Origin of the sequence: Clostridium sartagoforme AAU1 (assembly GCF_000401215.1) — a bacterium.
In the GTDB taxonomy this organism is placed as follows: Bacteria; Bacillota; Clostridia; order Clostridiales; family Clostridiaceae; genus Clostridium; species Clostridium sartagoforme.
In genome coordinates this window covers 1-2525 of sequence record NZ_ASRV01000211.1, presented here as the reverse complement: position 1 = coordinate 2525, position 2525 = coordinate 1, and the positions used below count along the sequence as shown (strand labels likewise).

Genomic DNA, 2525 nt, shown 5'->3' with positions numbered 1-2525 from the left:
TGTTTAACATAAAACAAAAAGGAAAAAGTAATTATTTAAGAATAAAAATAAATTAATATTAACTTAAGAAAATGTGATTATAGAAAAATTTATCAAAATCTATATTTAATAGAATTTAGGACTAGTATTAATGAATATAATAGATATATAATAGGCATATAGACAAATTTATTAAATTTTATCGTAGATACATAAGGAGAAAAAATATGGCAGTAACTATAGATGACATAGCAAAAAAAGCTGGTGTATCTTCTGCAACTATTTCTAGAGTTTTAAATAATTCCTCATATGTAAAAGAGGAAACTAAAGAAAGAGTTTTAAAGGTTATAGAAGAAATGAATTATGTTCCGAGTGCAATAGCAAGAAGTCTTTCTAAAAGAGAGACAAACACTATAGGAATAATAGTTCCGGATATAACAAATTCATACTTTGGTGAGATAATAAAAGGTATAAGTAAAATTGCAGAAGAAGTTAATTTAAATATAATATTATTTAATACAAATAATGATGTAAAAAGTGAATTAAAAGCATTAGATGAAGTTAAAAAGCATAGATTAAAAGGAGTTATAATGACTCCAGGGTTTGGAGATACGAAATTAGAAGATGTATTTATAGATATAATAAATAGTATAAATATACCTATTGTATTAGTTTCTGCAGATTTAAATTATATAAATTTAAATGGAGTTTTTGTTGATGATGTAAAAGGTGGTTTTGATGCTACTAAGTTATTAATAAATGAAGGTCACGAAAAAATAGGTATAATAACAGGAATAATTAGTTCAAGTTCAGCAATGAATAGATTAAATGGGTATAAAGAGGCATTAATCCAAAGTAATATACCAATTATAGATGATTATATAAAAGAAGGACAATTTAGTTTAGATAGAGCTTATGAAATAACTAAAGAATTTTTGGATATGGAAAACCCACCTACTGCGATAATTTCATGCAGTAATAGAATGACCTTAGGAACAATTAAAGCTTTATTTGAAAGAGAAAAGAATATACCAAGGGATATGGCGTTAGTTGGTTTTAATAAAATAGATTTAATAGATATAGTGGGAATTAATTTAACTTATATTGAAGATTCGCCTATGGAATTAGGAGTATCAGCTATAAAGTTACTTTTAGAGATATTTAAGAATAAAGATAATAAGAAGATAAATCGCATAAACATTCCACCAAAACTAATTTTAAATGGATCAGAAGGAAAAGTTAATAAATAAATATTGAGTTTATTTGTAAGCGGTATCAAGGGTAAAATTTTTGTTAAAAAGACGCACTTCTTTGTATATCAAAGATTGCTATATATTATTTTATGGAGGGATTATTATGAAAAAAAAGCTAATAGCATTAACACTTTCAGCTCTTATGGTCACTGGACTTGTAAGCTGTGGTAACAAGGGTGGAGAAACAGGTACAGACAAGAAAAATGATTTAAAAGTAGGTATGGTTACTGATGCAGGTACTATTGATGACAAATCATTTAACCAAGGTACTTGGGAAGGTATAAAGAAAGCAGAAACAGAATTAAAAGTTGAAACTAACTATTTAAAACCAACAGGAACAACAGAAGCTGACTATATGAAGGAAATTGGAAATCTTTATGATACAGGATATAAATTTATAGTTACTCCTGGATTTAAGTTTGAAACAGCTATATTCCAATCTCAAGATAAATATACAGATGCAAAATTTGTAATTATCGATGGATCTCCTAATAATGGGAAAAATGGAGCAGATAGAGTTGAAAAAGTAGCTGATAATGCAGTTGCTATATTCTTTGCTGAACATGAAGCAGGTTTCTTAGCTGGTGTAGCAGCCTCTCTTCAATTGAAAGAAGGAGAATTAGGTTTCATAGGTGGTATGGAAATACCAGCAGTTCAAAAGTTTAACTGGGGATTCCAACAAGGTGTTAAATATGCTAATGATAATTTAGGAACAAAGATGTCAATAAAAGCAGAAAATGTTGTTTATCAAGGATCATTTGATAACGTAGCAGCAGGACAACAATTAGCAGCAACTATGTTTGATAACGGAGTTAAAGCTATATTTACAGCAGCTGGTGGAGTTGGAGTTGGAGCTATAAATGAAGCTAAAGCTAGAGCAACAGCTGGAAAAGAAGCTTGGATTGTAGGGGTTGACGTTGACCAATATGCAGATGGTATTTACAAAGATGATAAATCAATCATTTTAACTTCTGCAATGAAGAAAGTAGATTCAGCTTCATTTGAAATGGTTAAAGCTGAATTAGATGGAAAGTTCCCAGGTGGACAAACTTTAACATTCGATGCTAAGAATGATGGTATAGGTCTTCCAAAAGAAAATCCAAATTTAAGTAAAGAAACTGTAAGTAAGGTTGATGAAATATTCAATCAAATAAAAGAAGGTAAAGTTAAAGTTGCATCTGAAAAAGGTGATTTAATTAAATAATTATAGAGGGAATTTAAAAGCTTAGCTTTTAAATTCCCCTCCAAGTATTAAAGAGGAAAGCGGTGAATTATATGGAGTATGTAGTAGAG

Annotated in this window: 2 protein-coding genes; both read left to right on the top strand. The window is 28.9% G+C overall.

The window, feature by feature from the left end:
• Window positions 1–206 precede the first annotated feature (206 nt).
• The gene (locus A500_RS16825; protein ID WP_016208770.1) at window positions 207–1229 is read left to right on the top strand and encodes a LacI family DNA-binding transcriptional regulator; all 1023 of its coding nucleotides are present in this window, start codon (window positions 207–209) and stop codon (window positions 1227–1229) included.
• Window positions 1230–1335: 106 nt separating this feature from the next.
• Window positions 1336–2436: a BMP family lipoprotein gene (locus A500_RS16820; RefSeq protein WP_016208769.1), complete on the top strand. Its 1101-nt coding sequence runs from the start codon at window positions 1336–1338 to the stop codon at window positions 2434–2436.
• The last annotated feature ends 89 nt before the right edge of the window (window positions 2437–2525 follow it).